This is a genomic window from Marinobacterium mangrovicola (genome assembly GCF_004339595.1).
Taxonomy (GTDB): Bacteria; Pseudomonadota; Gammaproteobacteria; order Pseudomonadales; family Balneatricaceae; genus Marinobacterium_D; species Marinobacterium_D mangrovicola.
In genome coordinates, this window is sequence record NZ_SMFU01000008.1 from 677709 (window position 1) to 698066 (window position 20358).

A 20358-nucleotide genomic window follows, 5' to 3' on the forward strand; every position below is an offset into this window, starting at 1 on the left:
AATATGAGAGGAGAGAATCTATGACCACTCCCGCAAGTGGAGCAGGCAACCCGGTTTCGATCGTATCGGAAGCGGTGTGCCAGCAGATCGTCGGCCGCCCGGAAGCGTTCAAGGCGGTAGAGAATGTATTCGCGGCCATGGCCCGTGGCGATGCTTACAACTTCCCGGTGGTGCGCGAGGCGATCGGCCATGCCGATGCCCTGTACGGCTTCAAGTCCGGCTTCGACCGCGCCGGCATGGCGTTGGGCGTGAAGTCCGGCGGTTACTGGCCCGGTAACGTGCAGAAAGACCTGACCAACCACCAGTCCACGGTGATCCTGTTCGATCCCGATACCGGGCAGCTTAAATCGTTAGTGGGTGGTAACTATCTCACCGCGGTGCGTACCGCCGCGGCCTCGGCTGTATCGATTGCGCACCTGGCGCGCAGGGATGCCAAGGTGCTGGGCATGGTCGGGGCAGGGCACCAGTCCACCTTCCAGCTGCGCGCCGCACTGGAACAGCGTGACTTCGAGAAAGTGGTCGCCTGGAACCCGCACCCGGAACACCTGCCGCGTCTGGCCGCGGTCTGCGAAGAACTGCGTGTGCCTTTCGAGGCCGTGACCCAGCAGGAACTGGGCGCCCAGGCGGACGTGATCATCACCATCACCTCGGCGTTCGAGCCGCTGCTGCTGAAAGAGTGGATCAAGCCCGGCACCCATATCGCCTGCATGGGCACCGATACCAAGGGCAAGCAGGAGGTCGATCCGGCCCTGCTGGCTGCCGCTAGCGTGTTTACCGATGAAGTTGCCCAGTCTATCTCCATCGGCGAAGCGCAGCATGCCGTGGCCTCCGGCCTGATCGCTGAAGCCGATATCACCCCCATCGGCAAGGTGATCAACGGCACTCATGTGGGCCGCCGCGACGATCAGGAGATCACCCTGTTTGATGGCACTGGTGTGGGCCTGCAGGATCTGGCGGTGGCCTCCGCCGCTGCAGAGCTGGCCGAGCAGCAAGGCTTGTCCCAGAAGATTATCCTCTAAAGCCTGACGCGTCGTCGTTATGCAGGTGGCGGGATAGCCCTTTTCTCCGCCGCTGCTTAAGCCCGTTGCCACCCACCCCTGATCGGCAACGGCACCCAACATCCTCGCCCAACGGGTGAGGGTGTTACCCCAGCCCCTTCAAAAACGATTCATCAACAGATACAGGTACTGACCCATGAGTTCTGCCGCACGAATGAGACTCCGCGAGCTGCTGGAAACTCAGCAGTGTGTCCGCTGCGCCTCGGTTTTTGATCCCCTGTCTTCCCGCATGGCCGACGATATCGGCTTCTCGGTGGGAATACTCGGTGGCTCCGTAACCTCGCTGATGGCTCTGGGCGTACCGGATATCTACCTGCTGACCCTGAGCGAACTGGCCGAACAGGCCCGGCGCGTGTGCCAGGCCTCGGACCTGCCGGTGATCGTCGATGGCGACAACGGCTACGGCAACTCCCTCAACGTGATGCGCACCGTCTCCGAGCTCGAACATGCCGGCGCCTCGGTTATTACCCTTGAAGACACCATCATTCCCCGGCCGTACAAACAGCCGGAGCTCAACCTAAGCAGCATCGAAGAGGGCTGCAGCAAACTGAATGCAGCCCTGAGAGCCCGCCGCGACCCCAGCCTCGCCATCATCGCCCGCACCCACGCCCAGCAACCGTTGGAAAGTATCCTGGAACGGATAGGCGCCTACAGCCACACCGGCGTCGACGGCATCTGCATTTTTGGTAAGACCAGCAAGGCCTTGCTGGAACAGCTGCGCTCTGCCACCGATCTGCCGCTGATGCTGATCGACTACAACCCGCCCGAGATGAGCCTCGAAGAGATGACCCAGCTCGGCGTGCGCATCCACTTCAACGGCCACAAAGCCTACGAAGACGCCGTGAAAGCCGCCTACACCTCACTGCTTGAGTTACATACTGGCGCAGAGAGCGGCTCTGATATCGGTAGCGAACAAAACGCCAAACAATTAATCAGCCGCTTCGCCGGCCAGAAAGAATTCAAAGCCCTAAGCGAGGATTACCTGGGCCCGGTCTGAACTAGAAACGGCGCACCTCAAGTCAATAGAAGTGCATTTGATCCTCTCTGATCAGGGCGCAGCTCTAATCGTTTTCCGCAGGCTAGCTGAGTGTCCCATCCCCTTCGACGCAGCCGAGCATCACAGCCTGAAAGAGAAACAAGGGACCGACTGTCTGAGCCGCAAAGCGGCGAGTTTGGAGGTTCCTCTCTTTCAGGCGAGAAGCGCAGGGCAGTCGGCGCAGCCGACCAAGTCGTCGGGGCGGTTTGGGATTGCTAAGGGACTTGTCCGCACAAGTCCCTTGGCTCGCCAGCAGGCGAAACCTGCAGCAGAAAAAAGATGACCGATTATAGATATCACGCGCTGCTCAGAGCCACGTACATGGATCGTGGTTGGTTCCTTCCAGCCACGATTACCCAACACATTTTTAGATCAAAAAAAATAAAACCTACAGGAGATAAAAATGGAAAAGCTCAACCTCGAAAGCTCCATAAAAATAACCCAAGCCGCCTTCGAAAAAAGCAAACAACTCAACACCGCTCCACTGACCGTAGCCATCCTTGATAGCGGCGGCGCCGTGATCTCCCTGCAACGCCAGGACGGTGCCAGCCTGATGCGCCCGGATATCGCCATCGGCAAAGCCTGGGGCGCCGTAGCCCTGGGTAAACCCTCCCGCCTGCTGGGGCAGGATGCCCAGGAGCGGCCAGCCTTTATCTCCGCTATAAACACGCTGGCGCAGGGCAATATCGTCCCAGTAGCCGGCGGGGTGTTGGTGCGTAACGCTAATAACGAGATAGTCGGCGCGGTGGGAATCACCGGAGACCTGTCCGATGTGGATGAGCAGTGCGCTATTGCTGGTATTCAGGGGGCCGGGTTGGTTGCTGATGCGGGCTAGTTATAACCCTCGTTAAGATATGAAACACTGTCGAAGTAAGCCTCCGTAATGGAGGCTTACTTTTTTAAACTAGGGGCAAAGTTTTATTTCCTGACTATCGTTAAATGCAGCCCCAGCCCGGCACCTATCAACAGCCTGAATAACAGAAAGAGGCAGACGGAAATGCTCAATCGACCAGGTACTTGTTTGAACACGGAAGCGATCCAGATGCCGGGCTTAAAAGTATTAGCGCTAGCGCTACTGACGGCCCTATTGCTGATCGGCTTGAGCCCTGCGCGTGCGGCCACGCTAACAGAGGTGACCGGCTTCGGCTCAAACCCCGGCGATCTGCGCATGTATGAATATATCCCGGATAACCTGCCAGAAGGCCGCCCGCTGGTGGTCGCCCTCCACGGCTGCACCCAGAGCGCATCCGCCTATGACGATGAGAGCGGTTGGGTTGAACTCGCCGATCGCTGGCAATTTGCCCTGTTGCTACCGGAACAGCAGAAGGGCAACAACAGCTCCCTTTGCTTTAACTGGTTTAACGGCAGCCATTATCTGGACTGGATCTTCTGGTGGAGCGATTGGGGTAACGATATCGATCACGGAGAGGGTGAAGCGCTCTCCATCAAGCAGATGGTCGATCATCTGGCGGATACACAGCAGTCGGATAACAGCCGTGTTTTTGTGACCGGCCTTTCAGCCGGTGGTGCTATGAGCGTTGTAATGCTGGCCACCTACCCGGAGACTTTCGCTGGAGGCGGCATCATCGCCGGTATTCCCTATAAATGCGCACGTTACTCCATCACTGCGCTTACCGACTGCGGTGTTGATGCGGACAGCGCCGGGTCCGTACCTATCAAGGATCTATCACCCCAGGAGTGGGGCGATCGGGTGCGCGATGCCAGTAACCACACCGGCCCCTGGCCCAGGCTATCGATCTGGCAGGGCGACGCGGACAAGCGAGTCAGCCCGGACAATGCGAGGGAGCTGCTGGAGCAGTGGACCAATGTTCACGGCATCAATACCACGCCCGACGTTGAAGATAGCGTGAAGGGTTATCCACATAGGGTTTATGAGGACGATGAAGGTAATGCCTTGATCGAGACCTACCTCATCACCGGTATGGGTCATGGTGCGCCTGTCGATCCGGGGCCCGGCGATGAGCAGTGTGGAATACCAGGCGGACATATTCTGGATACGGATATCTGTGCGAGCTACTTTATAGGCAGGTTCTGGGGGCTGGATCAATGAGCGATTTGATAAGGCGGGTGTGGTTGAAAACTCTGCTGGGCTAGATCTGCACCGAGAGTGATTGGTATCCATGCGACAAGGTATCGCTAGAGTGGAGATCTTGGGGGGGAATTGTACTGGTGGCACTATCCCGAAAAAATTGGGGCTAATTTCCGCAAGCCAATCAAGCATAATAGAGCGCTTTTACGAAGCGGAGAGCATGGGTGCACACCTTAGAGCAATTGCGTAGCGGCGCATTACAAGGCAGTAAACGGCTACAGATAAGCGAAGAGCTGACCTCGTTTCCTGATGAGATCTATGACTTGGCCGACTCGCTGGAAGTGCTGGACCTATCCAATAATCGCTTGCGTGATCTGCCTTCTGACCTGACGCGGTTGACCCAGTTAAAGATCTTTTTTGCCTCCAACAACCTGTTTGAACACCTGCCGGATGTGCTTGGCCAGATGCCAAGGTTGGAGATGATCGGTTTTAAGCACAACCGTATTGAACGTGTGTCTGAGCACTGTTTGCCTGAGCAAACGCGTTGGCTGATCCTGACCGACAACCGCATTACCGCTTTACCCGAGAATATTGGAAAACTGACTCGGCTGGAAAAGTTAGCATTGGCAGGTAACCAGATTAGCGTTTTACCTGATTCCTTTGCGCAGCTTAAAAACCTGGGTCTATTACGCCTGTCAGCCAATGCCTTGGCTGAGTTTCCCGATCTATTGCTGGCGCTTCCAAAACTGGCCTGGTTGGCATTTTCCGGCAATCCGTTTTGCCCGGCCCACGATGAGCACGCGGATTTTATGCAGGTTCACTCACAGGATATGACGCTGCATGAAGTGCTTGGAATGGGCGCATCAGGTCTTATTTCTCGCGGAACATGGCGTAACAATGAACATGGCTTTGCCGATGAAGTAGCGGTGAAAGTGTTCAAGGGCGAGGTGACCAGTGATGGCTTCCCAAAAGACGAGCTGGATGCGTGTTTAACGCTGGGCCATCACGATAACTTAGTGAAGCCGCTGGCTCATATTCATGAGCCTGATTGTGCCGCGTTAGTTATGGGACTGATTCCTGGTGATTATTACAACCTGGGGCAGCCACCGAGTTTGGAAACCTGTACACGAGACACGTTTACCCAAGGTCAGTCATTCACTGCGCGGCAAGCAGAGCACATTATTGCGCAGATGCGTGAACTGATAGCCTATTTTGAAAGTAAAGCGGTCAGTCACGGCGACTTATACGCCCATAATGTGTTGATCAATGCTGCCGGACATATTTTGTTTGGCGACTTTGGTGCCGCCTCGAAATACCACAACTTAACGCCTGCCCAACAAGCGGGAGTGCAGACGATTGAGCGCCGCGCCTTAGCCTATTTTGAAGAGGATGTGCGTGGGCTGGTTAATGCCTGATTGTGCAGCCGCAACAGTATTGTAAAAGCGGCTGATGATGAAGAAGATAGGGCCCTGACCGCTCTTTTCCACCTGTCTGCCGGATTCCCATAAAGTGACTACACTCAGTTGAATGCACTTTTTCAGGAGAGAATACGATGAAAGGCATGCGCGGCGTTGGAAAGAGCGGACAACCGGAAATCCCGCAGGAGGCGTTTGATTGGTACGACGAATATGCGCATGGTGACATCGATCGGCGTACCTTTTTGCAGCGACTCGGAACGTTGGGGATTGCAGGCCTGAGCGCGGCCAGCTTGGCCAACAGTTTGCTGCCCAACTACGCATTGGCCGAACAGGTGTCGTTCAATGATCCCGATATTAAGGCGACCTACGTCGAGTTCGATTCCCCCGATGGCTATGGCCGGGCCAGGGGATATCTGGTCGTACCCGCCGGTGTCAGCGCTGATCAACCGGCACCAGCTGTACTGGTAGCCCATGAGAACCGGGGCCTTAACCCGTACATAGAGGATGTGGCGCGCCGGCTGGCTAAAGCAGGCTACATCGCCCTGGCACCGGATGCTCTGTTCTCGCTGGGGGGCTATCCCGGTAACGATGATCAGGGACGGGCGATGCAGAAGCAGTTGGATCGCGGCAAGATCGAAGCAGACTTCAAAGCAGGGGCTCGGCTGCTGAAAAGCCATGAATTGAGCACAGGCAAGGTGGGGATGGTGGGATTCTGCTTCGGCGGTTATCTCACTAACGAACTGGCTGCAACGCTGCCCGATGTGATCGACGCAGGGGCACCTTTTTATGGCACACCGCCGAGTTCGGAGGTTGCGGCCATTAAAGCGCCGCTGCAACTTCATTTTGCCGGTCTGGATACGCGGGTGAACGGTTACTGGCCTGAGTATGAAGCGGCGTTAAAGCAGGCGGACGTGGACTACACGGCGTTTGTTTATCCTGACGTGAACCATGGCTTCCATAACGATTCGACGTCCCGCTATAACGAGGAAAGCGCCGAACTGGCCTGGAGCCGCACGCTGCAGTTTTTTGATGAGAAACTGAAAGGGTAATAAAGGGCAGAGTGCTTTATAAAGAAGGCCTGGTGCTAATGCGCCAGGCCTTCTTTATTATCCGTTGGCTCGTTGGGTTGAGCTGTAGAGTGAGCCTGCGCATAGGTAAAGCCCGACGGAGTTAACAGCAAGGATAGTGTATTTAAAGCGAAAAATTGGGCTCAGAGTAGAATTATGAAACTTTACTCTGACCCCAATTGTTTTTAGGTCAATTTCATGCTTTTTTGCGCATTATACATCATTCCAGAAATGGCCATAGAAGAACCGTTTCCCCTTAACCAATCTAAAAGACCAAGCCAATATAGCCACCCCTGTTACCTGAGTATACGGAATATTAAGACCTAAAAACTGATCTGGAAATAGCCCTGCGAATCCAAGAGGCATAATAGCAACACCAATATATGGGCCAATAAATGTTCCGTTAAATATCCTAATACCGATTTCAGATATTAGGAATAGAATGAATGGGGCTAAAGCAGCACCAACAAGCAATGCTATTAAGTAAGTAATAACTAAATTTAAACCAATTTTATTATGTAGAAATGGTCCCAACTCCACAAATACAGAGCAAATTAGAGCGGGAATAAAAATATTCCCTGATAGATCGTCTACAGCCTTAGCAAAAGTTGTTGTCAGTGGTTCCATCTCTTCTCTCTAACATCCTTATTACCATAAAGTTTGGGCAAAGCCGCCGGATTATAGCGGTAGTGGAAAAACGGTAGGCGGGAGCCTGGTGATAATTGTTACTCTGACCCAGATATTATTAAATAAAAATTTCTCGATAAGCTTTATTTAAAATTTCATAGTCATTGGGCTCTAACAGTGAATGTTCTTTATCTAAGAAGTGAACTTTACCAGACGCCTTCATTTTAGAAAGTTTTTCTGAATCCATACCACATAGAAATATCTGCGAATTCTTCGGTGTATTATTCATTATTAGTGAAACTATACTTTCGTAGTGATCTGCGGCTTGTTCGTGTTGATTTGGGGTATCAATGACTAGAGGGCTTAAAACCTCTTCACTATACATACCTATGATGTTATATAAACTCACATAGTAAGCGAGCATAGCTCTCGTGCTTTCTGCTGCACCTCCGCTTTTTGCAACTTTTGCATAACTTTCTGGGGATTTTATGTTCGATGTGTTAACACCGAAAGCTTTGAGTTTTGTAATATAGCTTGGAAAAAGTTCTAAAAACTTTTCTTTGACAAGCTTTTTACTTTCTTTTGTCGCGCTGTTTCTCTCCTGGCCTAAATTACGCTCATCAGTTTCTAAAGAGTATAGCTGTTCAATTTTAATGTTTTTACTTCTGTTTACTTTGTGTGTCACCGAATGAGCTGCAACAGAATCAAGTATATTCTTAAAGGTAATTGGGTTCGCTTTGTCCTCATTTTTGTAATATTTTTCATTTAGGATTTCTATCTGACTCCTTATCTGCTTTAACTCAATTTCTTTATTAATAACATTTTGTTCTGAATTTTTTAGTGATCTTTCAAGCCTTTTTGTAACTTGCTCTGCTTGTTCCTTGTCTTTTAGCAGTGAAAATCTGTTAACTAATGTATTGTCATGAATGACGCCACAAGTTGGACATTCAATTTCATCATCATTTTCTTCTGAAAATTCATAATCTCTTTCTAGCTCAATTAGAGCTTCATTTGCAATTACAAGTTGGCTTTGAATGTGTGCTTTATCAGCCCGGAGTTCTGCAAACTCCTCAAAAATAAGCTCTTGCTTATTGTGTAATTCAAGTATTTTGTATTTTAGTTCCTCTTCTATTTCGTCAAATTCATCTAAGTTAACAGTGGTTTCAATGCTTGGAATAAAATCATTGACTATTGATATTGCTGTTTCGTATTTATCAATCTTATTTTTAACTGTTGTTTTTTCTCTCTTTTTCTCATAAATATCCTCAGTTAGATCAAAATAGTTTTTATTGATCATTCCAGAGTGATATTGGATTATAGGTTTTTTCCAATCAGCAAACTGCCCAAGCTTGTCAAACGATACCCACGCATTCGACCAACTTTGTTTTTGGTCTATATAAAAAGGTAGAAAGTAAAATGCAGGAGGAGGAACTATGACTTCTTCCTTGTTTCTTACGGGAAGTAGAGCATTAAAATTTACAATATCTGCTATCCTTCTTGAGAATTCGCCTGATACTCCTACATAACTTTCATAATTAGTACCATCTTCAGAAATAAAAAAACGATTGTCATCTCTAGCAATCCAATATGGTTTACTATTAACTTCAAATTCTACAATAGTTTTGCAGCATAGCCCATTCCACTTGTCATCAAACCTTGGATCACATCCGAAGCACCAAAAAATATTTTTAACTACAGATGATTTTCCAACGCTATTTTCATCCTCGGCTAGAATTAGATTGTATCTGTCTGAGAACTCTAATTGTTTGGCTTTCTTTTGTAAGTTGCTTATTATGGTTAGTTTTTTGAACTTCAAGGTTCTCATGTGACTTATTCCTTAAATTTCTAATAAGCTTTTTGTATGTATAAGTTTCACTATTCTTATTCATGAAATTAGCTCATATAAAAATGCACCAGAGAAATCTTCCCTGTTGGTGAAATAATTAATTAACCGTTCGCTTCTATGGTTAAATATATGCTCTTCTAAATCGATAGCAGTATCGAAATTTTCAATATTACTATCAATTATTTCTTTTAACTCGGTCGATACTTTGTGCAATTCGGTATCACGGCTGCTAAGTTGTGCTGCGTAATATCTATTAAACGCATTGGCTATTTTTCTTCGTTTCAAGGAGCTTAAGCCATATTCGTTTTTTAGTATATCTAATAATTCGGTAGTTAAGTTTTCATCTGGCTTTATTTTTACGTGCAGATTTATAATTTCATCTAGCTGTCGACTTGTAACTGCTTTTCTCTTTAGGGAACTATTCCAATCAATATAATCAAAGCTATTTTCCCCCTTTCTTTGTAAATCTCTTATTATGCAGTTATATATTGAGCTGGAGTTATATGTGCAGCCTGGGTTTATTTTGTTTATTAGTTGACTTATTTTCCCCTCAATAGCTAGATCAAAGCCTTTTTCAGGAAGTTCTGGAATTATGAAGGCTAATTTGCTTTCTAGAATATTATCCTTGTCGATATCAGAAATACAGCCAATGATTTTGGCTTGCTCTTCCTCGGTTAGTAGGCCTACCTTTATAACTTCAAAGGATAAGCCTTTTTTATGCAAGTCAAAGCTAAAACCTCCTGTAGAGACGAAGTTCACACTAGATATTTTATCGGAAAATGCTTTGTTACATACACTTTCTGCAAGCTTCTTTAATGGGGATGCTGAATCTTTTTTATCTTTTGATAGCGTTGTGATGGTTGATTTATTAGCTATTTCCTTGATTTGATTAAACTCAAATAATGCCGATTTTCCATCAAGACTATTCGCTAGTGTTACATCTTCATGTTCTTCAACAAATATTGCGTATTCATTGCCTTCACTGTGCTCATCAAGCATTCGGCAGAAAGCCCAGTGATATTGGTAATTATATTTCCGAAAAGTTTCACTGCCCGATTTTTCTCTTTTAGAATCCAACCCCAAAGGATTAATTTTATTATTAGGTTCCTCGTTATTCATGTGTTTTCCTTTGAAAAATAGAGACTAAAATTAAAATACTATCAATATAAACAGCATTGGTTTTAGGTGTGGATGGTTCTATCAGGAAGGTTTGATGTTTTCGTCAATGGCAATGTTGATCTGCAAATATCCATCAGTAAGTCCCTTCGGATCTTCTGCGAGCATGAACATGCGCCTACTGCCTGTCGGACGCAGGAGACATTTTGCGACCCTCTGTGCGAAGGCGCAAGTTTCTCAGGGGGATTAAGGTAGGGAAGTGGTGAGTAAGTGGCTGTCGGCCTATGACGCTTTCACCCCACAGCCTTTCAGTATCACTTGCGTCAGCTGCTCCGCCGCCAGGTCGTAATCGGCCTGTGCCATTTTCTCTTTCCCGGTCACCTTGGAGATCTGCCAGTCGAAGTCGGCGTAGGTCTGGGTGGAGGCCCAGAGCGTAAACAGCAGGTGGTGGGGATCAACGGGGTCCATCAGCCCCTGGTCGATCCAGTCCTGAATTTTGGTACTGCTCTGGAGCGTCTGCTCCATCATCTTTTCGGCGATATCGTCGGGCAAGTGAGGGGCGCCGTGCATGATTTCGCTGGCGAATACTTTTGAGGCGTGGGGGTACTGCTGGGAGACTTTGATCTTGGCGCGGATATATTGCGCTAGTACGGTGGCCGGGTCGCCGTTTTCATAGAAGGGCTGGGCGGCCAGCAGCAGTGGGTCGATGACGCTTTCGACAACGCTGCGGTAGAGGTTTTCCTTACTCTTGAAGTAGTAGTAGATGTTGGGTTTGGGGAGGCCTGCGCGGTGGGCGATATCGATGATTTTGGTGGCGGCGTAGCCCTGGTCGGCGAAGATTTCGCTGGCTGCCTGGATGATCAGTTGTCGGTTGTGTTCACTGATTCTCGACATCGAATGGTCTATTCCCGGTTTTTGACTTTTGGGTTTGTTTTTTTGTGCATCGTAGCACTTGGCGGAAATGCGCCTCAAGTTGGTTGATTGCTTCGCATGATCAGTACGTCTTTGGCGGCGCCATGAAGATTTCGATACTTTTCTAGGCCAGTTTCGCCTGCTGGCGAGTTAAGGGATTTTGCGAAAAATCCCTTAACAATCCCTAGTCGCCCCTACGACTTGATCGGCTGCGCCGATTTCCCTGTGCTTCTCCTCTGAAAGAGCGGGAAAGGAAACTCGCTTCGCTCAGACAGCCTTTCCCTTGTTTCTCTTTCAGAGTGCGATGCTCGGCTGCGTCGAAGGGGATTCCTGCTGCGCTCAGTAAGTGCATATTCAAACGAGCCTTGCCAATACTCGCTCCCAAAAAGCTGTAAGAGCTATGCACGATATAGGTCCTCGCGAAGCTGTTTTTTGCAGAGCAAAAAAAGCCCCGCATATACGGAGGGCTGGGAAGGGAAGGGGATTTGATTAGTCGATAGCTACACTGCTGATCTCGCCCGGTACGCCAACCCGTCTATTCAGCAGACCAGAGACCATCGATTAAAGAATTTACGGCAGCAGAATGTTTGCGTTTATCGGTCGCCATTAACATAATGAGACGTATTATCATTCGTAATCAAGGGCCATCCCTATCTAACGCTTCGGAGCATCTCCATTGTCTGGTACTGATTCGGCCCATTCATCCGATATACACAACCTGTACACCCACCACAGTGGTTGGTTGCACAGCTGGTTACGCAAGCGTCTTGGCTGCTCAGAGACCGCGGCTGACCTGGCCCAGGACACCTATCTTCGCGTACTGCAGAGGGATCGATGCGGCATCAGGGTGCGGGAGCCTCGCGCTTATCTGGCCAAGATTGCCAAAGGGCTGATGATCAACCACTGGCGTCGCCTGGATATCGAGAGAGCCTATCTCGACGCGCTCTCTGTTCAACCGGACGCGGTCTCTCCATCTGCGGAGGAGCACCACTTGGTTATCGAGGCGCTGCTGGAGATCGACGCCCTGTTGCGGCGTTTGCCCGAAAAGCCCCGGCGCGCCTTTCTTATGTCTCGGCTAGATGGTCACACCTATGCACAGATTGGTGAGGCGCTGGGCGTGTCTGAACGGATGGTAAAAAAGTATATGGCGCAGGCGATGTACCACCTGTTAGTGATTGCGGAAGTCTGACCATGGGGGCGAATACCGGTTCGGAGTTGAACCCCAGCACTTTAAGAGAAGCGGCACAGTGGTTCGCGCGGATAAACGACGAAGCGGTCGATAGCGCCACAACCGCCGAATGGCAGCGGTGGCTGGAATCCAGCGCGGAGAACCGACGCGCCTGGTCTAAGGTGGAAGCGATCGACAATCAGATCCGAGCAGTAAACACACCTCCCGCAAGGTCTGCTCTGAATGCGCCCGCAATAAGCCGTAGGCGGATGCTGAAAACGCTCGCCGTGTTCGCCATCGGCACCCCGCTCACAGCACGTCTGGGCTGGCAGCTCAGCGAGCCGTTGAGAGCCGATTTCAGCACCGGTACCGGAGAGATCAAACAGCACCGTTTGGCAGACGGCACCGATCTGTGGCTCAACACCGATTCGGCCGTCAAGCTAAGGTTTACGCCGGAGAGTCGCCGCATCGAGCTGCTGAGCGGTGAGATTGCGATCCAAACAGGCAAGGACAGCCGCCCGCTGACCGTTAAGACGGCACACGGCGTGCTCCAGCCATTGGGCACCCGCTTCAATGTGCATCAACAACGCGACGGTGTGGAGCTTCAGGTCTATCAGGGGCGTGTGGCGATAAAGCCTGCTGAGAGTGAAGAGGTCAGGATTATCACCGCAGGCAACAAGGCACGGTTTAACCGGCACGAAGTGTCACACTCCTCTGCTGCCGATCAAACCCGCGCCAAGTGGACGCAGGGTCTTCTGGTGACAGATGGCTTAACTCTGAAACAGGTGGTCGATCAGCTGGCACGATACCGCCATGGGTATCTTGGCATCGACGATGAGGTAGCGGATCTGCGTTTGGTGGGGGCTTTCCCGCTGCAAGAGAGCGATAGCGTCCTGGCGGCCCTTGAGCAGAGTTTGCCAATCAAAGTCGTCCGGCTAACCCCCTGGTGGGTAAAAATTCAGCCTCTGCAAAAATAAATTTTCTCCGGCAGTTCCCCTTTCCCGGTCTCAGTGGGCTTCAACTGTAACGCAATCACTTGGGTCGACACGAGTTATTCGGCGCAGATACCCACCGCTGCCGCCGCTTCGATCCGATTGCCGAACCAGTGACTCAATAACGGGAATCCCATGTCAGCCAAAACAATAAAACACCGCACCTGTTGTCCTTTTCAGTTAGCACTGCTACCCGGCGTACTGACGTTAGCGGCTCTCTGCGCACCCTACGCCGTGGCACAAAGCCAGGTAGAATCAACACCGGGGAGCACAGACCTCTCACCCGAAACGGAGATCCGGCAATATCGTGTTGCAGCCGGTCCTTTGGGCAGGGTTCTCAGCCAGTTTGCGGAACAGTCCGCGATTATTCTGACAGCCAATGCTGAGTTTACCGACGGTCTGATGAGCGAGGGCCTGAACGGCAGATACTCTGTCAGATCCGCGTTGCAACAGCTGTTAGCGGGAACCGACCTGAAAGCGCGTTTTTCCGGCGCGAAAACAGTTGCCATCTATAAACCCGTTAGCGCCGGCAATGATCAGGCGGCGCTGCCGCTGATGACCGTTACGTCCGACTCTTTGGGAAGCTCCACCGAAGGCACCGGCTCTTACACCACAGGCACGCTGACCACTGCCACCAAGCTCGGACTCTCTGCGCGTGAAACGCCACAGTCGGTGAGTGTGATCACCCGGCAGAAGATGGATGATTTCCAGCTAAACGATCTTCAGGACGTGCTTGCCAATACAACCGGCTTATCTGCCAACTATCAGGATAGCGACCGAACCGTTTTCAAATCCCGCGGCTTCGAGATATCGAACTACCAGATCAACGGCGTGACGATCGATAACGACCCGTTCACCGATCGATTCGACGCCATTATTTATGATCGGGTGGAGGTGGTCAGAGGATCAACCGGACTTCTCAGCGGCGCAGGCGAAGCCTCAGCCACCATCAACCTGATACCCAAACGGGCCGACAGCGATCAGTTCGAAGGCTCAGTGGAACTGGATGCCGGTTCCTGGGACAACTACCGAAACGTGATCGATCTCCAGTCGCCATTAGGTTGGGATGGCCGGGTTCGTGGTCGGGTGGTCATGTCGTATCAGGATGCCGATTCCTATCAGGACATCTACCACGAAGAGAAAACCGTGCTTTACGGCACAACCAGTATCGATCTCACCGATCAAACGCTATTAACGGCCAGCCTCGATTATCAGAAGTTCGAACCCCGGGGATCGAGCTGGGGAGGCGTATGGATGTGGTACGACGACGGTTCACGCACCGACTTCCCGCGCTCATTTGTGGTCGGGACCGACTGGAGTGCGCGGGTCGTGGAGGGCACGACCCTCGATCTCGCACTGGATCATCAGTTCAATGAGGATTGGAGCCTGAAGGCGAGCTACATCCGCCGGGAGAGTGAGGGAAATGCGAGGCTGATCTGGACCGCAGGACTCCCCAACCGGCAGACCGGTTCCGGTGTCATTATCCAGCCCGCGCGTAACTCAAGCACAGCGGTACAGAACACCTATGATCTCAGCCTGGTCGGCAAGTTTTCTCTGTTGGATCGAGATCACGATATCAACCTGGGTTACTCATCCATGGATCTGAAAAGAGAGCGCTTTGACTGGAACGATGGCGCCGACTACCCGGTGTCCAATATCTTTGACTATACGGGCGATGTGCCAGAGCCAAGCTGGACGGGAAAACGTCATACCTCTACGGTCAACACCGAACAGTCCGGTGTGTACGGGATGGTGCGCCTGTCACTGAGTGACCGCCTGAAGCTGATCGCAGGGGGGCGGCAGAGCCGATACCACTACGACTATGTGGGCCGCGAGCGATACAGCCAGGATATATTCACACCCTACGGCGGGCTGGTCTATGACCTGACCGATTCACTTTCCGCCTACGGCAGCTACACCGAGATCTTCTCGCCACAGAACTATCTGGACAGCAGCGGCCGTCAACTGGACCCGATCGTTGGCGACACCTCAGAGATTGGGTTAAAGGGCGAGTGGTTTGATTCGCGCCTGACGGCATCCTTTGCGCTATTCGATACCCATCAGAACAACGTGGCTGAACTGGACGCTAGCTACACACCTACCCCTTTGCAGGATCAGGCCTATGTGGCGGTCGATGGAGTCAGATCCAAGGGGTACGAGCTGGAGGTCTCTGGAGAGATCCTGCCCAACTGGGAGATATCCGCCAGCTACTCCCACCACAACACCTCCGGTGATGATGACGGAGACCCCAGCAGCAACAGCCAACCCAGCGATGTTGCACGCTTATCCACCACCGGAAATATCACGGAGCGCCTGAAAATCGGTGCTAACGTCAACTGGCAAAGCGAAGACTGGTGCCTCTGTGATAGCCCTAACGGACCGGAAAAACTGACCCAGAAATCCTATGCGATAGTCGGCGCCATGGCGCGCTACGAGCTCTCGGACCAGGTATCGGCTCAGTTGAACGTGAACAACCTGTTCGACAAGAAATACTACAGCCAGATCGGATTCTGGAGTCGCGGCGTCTACGGGGAACCCCGTAATGTGCTGCTGACGCTGAAAGCCCGTTTCTAGCGCAATAAAAAAAGCCCCGCGTATACGCAGGGCTGGAAAGGGAAGGGGAGTTGGTTAGTCGATATGGGCGCCGTCGGCGATCCACATGCCTACCAGGTCCCGTTCTTCAGGGGTCATCTGGGTAACGTTGCCGAGCGGCATGGTCTGGGTGGCGATGGCCTGGGCGTGGATCTTTTCGGCCATCAGTTTGATCTCTTCGGCGTTGTCGAGCTTGATGCCGGCCGGGGCGGTGGCGAAGCCGGCGAAGCTTGGGCTGGATGAGTGGCAGACGGTGCAGCGTTCGTGGATCACTTCGGATACCTGGTTGAAGCTGACCTGCTGGGGCTGCGCCGCGTTTGAGCTTTTCTGCGGTGCGACCACAAAAGCGAGGGTGATCATGCCGAGCGCAGCGGCGGGCAGGGTCCAGACATATTTCTGGGACTGGTGACGGGTGTTGAAGTAGTGGCGCACCAGTACGCTCAGTGCCGCGATGCCGGCCAGTACGGCCCAGTTGAACTCGTTGCCATAGGTGCTGGGGAAGTGGTTGCTGATCATGATGAACAGCACCGGCAGCGTGAAGTAGTTGTTGTGGCGTGAGCGCAGCAGGCCTTTGGCGGGCAGCAGCGGGTCGGGTTCGCGGCCCTCTTCGATCGCTTTTACCAGCGCGCGCTGGGCGGGCATGATCACGCGGAAGACGTTACCGACCATGATGGTGCCGATGATGGCGCCGACGTGGATAAACGCCCCACGACCGCTGAATACCTGTGACAGGCCCCAGGCGGCGAACACCAGCAGGGCGAACAGCACGGCGCCGAGCAGGGCGGGGGTTTTACCCAGCGGGGAATCGCACAGGCTGGTGTAGACCAGCCAGCCCACCACCAGGCTGCCCACGCCGATGGCGATAGCGGCGGCGGAGCTCAGGTCGGAACCCGGTGCTACCAGGTAAAGCTGGGCGTTGAGGTAATACACCACGCTCAGCAGCGCGAAACCGGAGAGGAAGGTGGCGTAGGCCTCCCATTTAAACCAGTGCAGCTGCTCTGGCATCTCTGGCGGGGCCAGTTTGTATTTTTCCAGGTGGTAGATACCACCGCCGTGAATGGCCCAGAGGTCGCCGGACAAGCCCTCTTTGGGGTTGCGGCGGTCCAGGTGGTTCTCCAGCCAGACAAAATAGAAGGATGCACCGATCCAAGCGATACCGGTGATCATATGTACCCAGCGCACGGCCAGGTTGAGCCATTCAGTGATATGGGGATCCATAGTCAACTCCTCATAGTCGGTTGGCTTTGACACATCTGCCTTAAGCCAACACTTTCTTTTTATGGAAGTCCTACGACGTGCCTTAGATTTGCTGGCATCAGGGAAGCTAAGTATTAGCTTCCCTGGCCTTAGCCTTACGGGGTCTGCAGCAGGATCTGTGTATCGTCTGCGAAGAAGTGTTCGTCGCAGTTGTTGCCTTCGCCTTCCCGGTCGACCACCAGGAAGTCATCCTCTTCCACACAGCTGAGCACCGGGTGGTGCCAGACGCCGGTGTGGTAGTTCACGCCCTGGGTACCATCGGTGATGAAGGCACGGATGGCGGCGGGATCGGGTGTCTCGCCGGCCGGTGCGACCAGCACCAGGAACGGGTTCTGTTTCAGCGGTACAAACGCCTGGCTGCCCTGCGGGTGGCGTTCCAGCATTTTCACCTCCAGGGGCATGGGGATCTGTTGCGCCCTGAAGATGCTGATGATGCCGCTATCGCCCGCCTGGCCGAGCATGACTCTAGCGAGGCGGTGAAAGCGCTGGGTCGAGCCGTTATTGATCATGAAAAAATCACGATCGGCGGTTTCGATCACATCGCCGAAGGGTTTGAACGCTTCGGCGGTGAGGGGCTCCGGTCGGATGATCAACATGCCGGGCTCCGCTCAGTCGGTGATCTTGCCGAACAGGCGCAGTCGGCTGATGCCACCATCCGGGAAGATGTTGATGCGGATATGGGTGATCGCGCCGATATCGTTGATCTCGGTGCTGAACTCATGCTCCTGGTGCATCTCCAGCTTCTGCTGCGGCAGCAGTTCTTTCCAGAACAGGCTTTGGGTTTTGATCTGCTCGTCGGTGCCGCCCTTCACGTAAGACGCCTGGATAGAGCAGCTGTCCGGGTAGTTGCCCTTGAAGTGCAGGGTGTCGACGACGATACGGCTGATTTCACCCGGGTGACCCAGGGCGACGATCACCCAGTCGTTACCCGGCGTACGGCGGCGTGCGGTTTCCCAGCCATCGCCCATGTTGACGCCACGGCCCGGGTTGAGGATGTTGCCCATCTTGCCGAAGTGCTCATCGCTGCAGGCGAGGGCGCGACCGCCGTTAAGGGTGGCGGCCAGGTCGATCTCTTCGCCGGCAACGGTTTTCCAGTCCAGGTACGGGGTGCCGTAAACGCGCAGACGCGCCACGCCGCCGTCCGGGTAGATGTTGAAGCGGATGTGGGTCCAGGGGCGGTCATCGTTGATGGCGTGCAGGTGGTGGCTGTCGCCCTGCAGGCTGACGGCGGCAAGCAGTTCGGTCCATTCCGCATCGTCCGCCGGATCGCCGTCCGGTGAGAAGCAGGCTTCCAGCGATGCCGACGGCGGGAAGTTACCGGTGAAGAAAGAGGTGTCGATATCCACACCGCTGATCACGCCCGGCACGCCCAGGCGGATGATGGTGTAGTCGTAGCCTTCAAAGCGCTTGCGGCGGGATTCCCAGCCGTCCATCCACTTGCCGTTGTCGTCGAAGACGCCCTCTTTCCAGACCGGTGCTTCCGGCTGCAGCATGCGGTCGACGGCGGCAAACCAGTCGTCGGTTACAAAGATGGACTTGGTGCCGAGACGGGCGTCGGCCAGGTTGATCTGCTGTTCGAAATTCGTGTTGTTCATTATTTTTCTACCTAAAGCTTAATAAGGGGCATTGCGAATCCGGGTCTTGTGCCCGACGCTTATATGTTTTTAACGCTTACATAATTTCCAAACGCTTACATAATTTCTAAGCGAAATAGGGCGATCTTGTTGATCTCCTGCAGAGCGCGTTCGAACTCTTCGTCCGGCGTGTTATGAATGCGCTCTTCAAAGGCGGCCAGGATTTGGTGCCGGTTGCTGCCTTTCACCGCCATGATGAAGGGGAAGCCGAACTTCTCCTTGTAGGCGTTGTTGAGCGCGGTGAAGCGCTCGAACTCTTCCGGCGTGCATTCACTGATACCGGCGCCGGCCTGCTCAGAGGTGGAGGAGGCGGTCAGCTCACCGGCCACGGCAGCCTTGCCGGCCAGGTCCGGGTGAGCGTTGATCAGATCTAGCTGAGCCTGTTTGTCAGCATTCAGCAGAATCTCGGCCATGCGCTGCTGCAGGCTGTCGATGCTGTCGATTGAGCTGTCGCTGCCCTGATCGAACGCCTGCTCGGCGACCCAGGCGGAGTGTTCGTAGATATCGCCGAAATGGGTCACGAACGCATCGCGGCTCATCTCGCTGGGCTTGCAGGTTTTAAAGGTCATATCGCTCACTTGGCCGCCTCCGGGTTGTACGGATGGTGTTCATGCCAGTGCTTGGCGATATCGATGCGGCGGCAGAACCAGACCTGGTCGTGGCTGCGCACGTAGTCGATGAAGCGCGCCAGGGCGGCGATACGTCCCGGGCGACCGGCCAGACGGCAGTGCAGGCCGATGGAGAGCATCTTCGGTGACTCGGCGCCTTCCTCATACAGGGTGTCGAAGCTGTCCTTCAGGTATTCGTAGAACTGCTCGCCGCTGTTAAAGCCCTGCGCGGTGGCAAAGCGCATGTCGTTGACGTCCAGGGTGTAGGGGATCACCAGGTGGCCCTTGCCATTGTTGTCGACCCAGTAGGGCAGGTCTTCATCGTATGCGTCGGAGTCATACATAAAGCCGCCTTCCTCCATCACCAGCTTGCGGGTGTTGGGGCCGGTGCGGCCGGTGTACCAGCCCTGCGGACGCTCGCCGGTCACCTGCTTGATGATGTCTATGGCGCGGACCAGGTGATCGCGCTCTTCCGACTCGTCGGTGTACTGGTAGTCGATCCAGCGGTAACCGTGGCTGCAGATCTCGTGTCCCGCCTGGGCCATCGCCTGGGCAACATCCGGGTGACGCTCTACCGCCATGGCTACGGCAAAGATGGTGAGCGGGATATCGTGCTTCTTGAACAGGCGCAGCAGACGCCAGACACCGGCGCGGCTGCCGTATTCGTAGCAGGATTCCATGCTCATATGACGCACGCCTTCCAGCGGCTGGGCGCCCGGCATCTCTGACAGGAAGGCTTCGGATTCTTTATCGCCGTGCAGGACGCAACGCTCGCCGCCCTCTTCGTAGTTCAGTACAAACGAGACAGCGATACGGGCCTGGTTAGGCCACTGGGCGTGAGGCGGGTTCTCGCCGTAGCCAATCAGGTCGCGCGGATAGTCTTTGTTCACGGCTCAACTCCTTATACCGGGTAGAGATAGCGATAGAGCTGGTTGCAATGGAGCTCTTTTTTAGTGTGCATTGATTGTATACAAAGA

General features: G+C 53.1%; 18 protein-coding genes. 9 read left to right on the forward strand and 9 right to left on the reverse strand.

Going from position 1 to position 20358, the window contains the following annotated elements; all coding sequences use genetic code 11:
• Positions 1 to 20: 20 nt before the first annotated feature.
• The 6 genes from bhcD to CLV83_RS11565 all read left to right on the forward strand — a co-directional run bounded on the left by bhcD (position 21) and on the right by CLV83_RS11565 (position 6611).
• Positions 21 to 1019, forward strand: coding sequence for an iminosuccinate reductase BhcD (gene bhcD / locus CLV83_RS11540; protein ID WP_132292114.1), 999 nt, complete (start codon positions 21 to 23; stop codon positions 1017 to 1019).
• Positions 1020 to 1212: 193 nt separating this feature from the next.
• The gene (locus CLV83_RS11545) at positions 1213 to 2055 is read left to right on the forward strand and encodes an isocitrate lyase/PEP mutase family protein (RefSeq protein ID WP_165900289.1); all 843 of its coding nucleotides are present in this window, start codon (positions 1213 to 1215) and stop codon (positions 2053 to 2055) included.
• 442 nt (positions 2056 to 2497) lie between these two features.
• Positions 2498 to 2929, forward strand: coding sequence for a GlcG/HbpS family heme-binding protein (locus CLV83_RS11550; protein ID WP_132292120.1), 432 nt, complete (start codon positions 2498 to 2500; stop codon positions 2927 to 2929).
• Between the two features lie 207 nt (positions 2930 to 3136).
• Positions 3137 to 4165 (forward strand): extracellular catalytic domain type 1 short-chain-length polyhydroxyalkanoate depolymerase, encoded by a 1029-nt coding sequence (locus CLV83_RS11555; protein ID WP_132292123.1) that lies wholly within the window; start codon positions 3137 to 3139, stop codon positions 4163 to 4165.
• A gap of 203 nt (positions 4166 to 4368) precedes the next feature.
• Positions 4369 to 5559: a leucine-rich repeat-containing protein kinase family protein gene (locus CLV83_RS11560; RefSeq protein ID WP_132292126.1), complete on the forward strand. Its 1191-nt coding sequence runs from the start codon at positions 4369 to 4371 to the stop codon at positions 5557 to 5559.
• A 137-nt stretch (positions 5560 to 5696) separates the two neighbouring features.
• Positions 5697 to 6611, forward strand: coding sequence for a dienelactone hydrolase family protein (locus CLV83_RS11565; protein WP_132292129.1), 915 nt, complete (start codon positions 5697 to 5699; stop codon positions 6609 to 6611).
• 231 nt (positions 6612 to 6842) lie between these two features.
• Here CLV83_RS11565 and CLV83_RS11570 read toward each other — a convergent pair whose 3' ends face one another.
• The 4 genes from CLV83_RS11570 to CLV83_RS11585 all read right to left on the reverse strand — a co-directional run bounded on the left by CLV83_RS11570 (position 6843) and on the right by CLV83_RS11585 (position 11112).
• The gene (locus tag CLV83_RS11570; RefSeq protein WP_132292132.1) at positions 6843 to 7256 is read right to left on the reverse strand and encodes a hypothetical protein; all 414 of its coding nucleotides are present in this window, start codon (positions 7254 to 7256) and stop codon (positions 6843 to 6845) included.
• Positions 7257 to 7374: 118 nt separating this feature from the next.
• Positions 7375 to 9081, reverse strand: coding sequence for a hypothetical protein (locus CLV83_RS11575; protein ID WP_132292135.1), 1707 nt, complete (start codon positions 9079 to 9081; stop codon positions 7375 to 7377).
• Positions 9082 to 9141: 60 nt separating this feature from the next.
• A complete protein-coding gene (locus CLV83_RS11580; RefSeq protein ID WP_132292138.1) occupies positions 9142 to 10221 on the reverse strand; it encodes a DUF4297 domain-containing protein in 1080 nt (359 codons plus the stop codon).
• A 279-nt stretch (positions 10222 to 10500) separates the two neighbouring features.
• Positions 10501 to 11112, reverse strand: a complete 612-nt coding sequence (locus tag CLV83_RS11585) for a TetR/AcrR family transcriptional regulator (protein WP_132292141.1) — start codon at positions 11110 to 11112, stop codon at positions 10501 to 10503.
• A 694-nt stretch (positions 11113 to 11806) separates the two neighbouring features.
• Here CLV83_RS11585 and CLV83_RS11590 point away from each other — a divergent pair.
• The 3 genes from CLV83_RS11590 to CLV83_RS11600 all read left to right on the forward strand — a co-directional run bounded on the left by CLV83_RS11590 (position 11807) and on the right by CLV83_RS11600 (position 15864).
• On the forward strand, positions 11807 to 12319 hold the full coding sequence (locus CLV83_RS11590; RefSeq protein ID WP_132292144.1) for a sigma-70 family RNA polymerase sigma factor: 513 nt from the start codon (positions 11807 to 11809) through the stop codon (positions 12317 to 12319).
• 2 nt (positions 12320 to 12321) lie between these two features.
• On the forward strand, positions 12322 to 13275 hold the full coding sequence (locus CLV83_RS11595) for a FecR domain-containing protein (RefSeq protein WP_132292147.1): 954 nt from the start codon (positions 12322 to 12324) through the stop codon (positions 13273 to 13275).
• 150 nt (positions 13276 to 13425) lie between these two features.
• Positions 13426 to 15864 carry a TonB-dependent siderophore receptor gene (locus CLV83_RS11600; protein WP_132292150.1) on the forward strand — a complete coding sequence of 813 codons (2439 nt, stop codon included), beginning with the start codon at positions 13426 to 13428 and terminating at the stop codon, positions 15862 to 15864.
• A 54-nt stretch (positions 15865 to 15918) separates the two neighbouring features.
• Here the strand turns inward: CLV83_RS11600 and CLV83_RS11605 are convergent, their stop codons facing one another.
• The 5 genes from CLV83_RS11605 to puuE form a co-directional block, all read right to left on the reverse strand.
• Entirely contained in the window at positions 15919 to 17100 is a 1182-nt protein-coding gene (locus tag CLV83_RS11605; protein WP_132292153.1) for a urate hydroxylase PuuD, read from the reverse strand.
• A gap of 134 nt (positions 17101 to 17234) precedes the next feature.
• On the reverse strand, positions 17235 to 17735 hold the full coding sequence (locus tag CLV83_RS11610; protein WP_132292156.1) for an ureidoglycolate lyase: 501 nt from the start codon (positions 17733 to 17735) through the stop codon (positions 17235 to 17237).
• Positions 17736 to 17747: 12 nt separating this feature from the next.
• On the reverse strand, positions 17748 to 18734 hold the full coding sequence (alc, locus tag CLV83_RS11615; protein WP_132292159.1) for an allantoicase: 987 nt from the start codon (positions 18732 to 18734) through the stop codon (positions 17748 to 17750).
• 95 nt (positions 18735 to 18829) lie between these two features.
• A complete protein-coding gene (gene uraD, locus CLV83_RS11620) occupies positions 18830 to 19342 on the reverse strand; it encodes a 2-oxo-4-hydroxy-4-carboxy-5-ureidoimidazoline decarboxylase (protein ID WP_132292726.1) in 513 nt (170 codons plus the stop codon).
• Between the two features lie 5 nt (positions 19343 to 19347).
• Entirely contained in the window at positions 19348 to 20271 is a 924-nt protein-coding gene (gene puuE, locus CLV83_RS11625; RefSeq protein ID WP_132292162.1) for an allantoinase PuuE, read from the reverse strand.
• Positions 20272 to 20358 lie beyond the last annotated feature (87 nt).